The organism is Novacetimonas cocois (genome assembly GCF_003311635.1).
GTDB lineage: Bacteria > Pseudomonadota > Alphaproteobacteria > Acetobacterales > Acetobacteraceae > Novacetimonas > Novacetimonas cocois.
This window is the reverse complement of record NZ_QEXL01000074.1, coordinates 1-578: the sequence shown is the minus strand read 5'-3', so window position 1 is coordinate 578 and position 578 is coordinate 1. Positions and strand designations below refer to the sequence as shown.

The window sequence follows — 578 nt, the reverse complement described above, 5'->3', positions numbered from 1 at the left end:
CTTTGCGAACCTGTCCAGCCCCGTGCCCGAGGGCATCGCCGCCGTGATCGCGATGATGCGGTCGTCCGCCTCCGCCTGGCGCAGCAATTCGCGCGAGAAGACGGACGTATAGGACGGCGGCCCGGCCGGGCCCTTCTTCTGCTCGCCCGTGACGACGTTGAACTTGGAGACGGCATGGTACTTGTCGCCGGCCGACTCGGCCGGGGTATAGCCGCGTCCCTTTTCCGTGATGACATGCAGCAGCNACGGGGCCAAGGTCGTCGGCATCGCGCAGGTTGCGCAGGATCTGCACCAGCTGCGTCATGTCATGCCCGTCGACGGGGCCGACATAATAGAAGCCCAGCTCCTCGAACAGGGTGCCGCCGGTGATGATGCCGCGCGCGTATTCGTCGGCCTTCNTTCGCCGTGCGCTCCAGCCGGTCGGGCAGGCGCCTGGCCATCTTGGCGGCAAGGTCGCGCAGGCTGAGGAACTTGCGCGAGGACATCAGCCGCGAAAGGTAGCTCGACATCGCGCCCACGGGGGGTGCGATCGACATCTCGTTGTCGTTGAGGATGACGATCAGCCGCTCCGCCCCCGG

At 66.8% G+C, this 578-nt stretch carries 1 pseudogene; it reads right to left on the bottom strand.

Annotated features, from left to right (window positions below):
• Positions 1-578 (bottom strand): annotated as a pseudogene (locus tag NJLHNGOC_RS15570) (1-deoxy-D-xylulose-5-phosphate synthase N-terminal domain-containing protein); the annotation flags it as partial.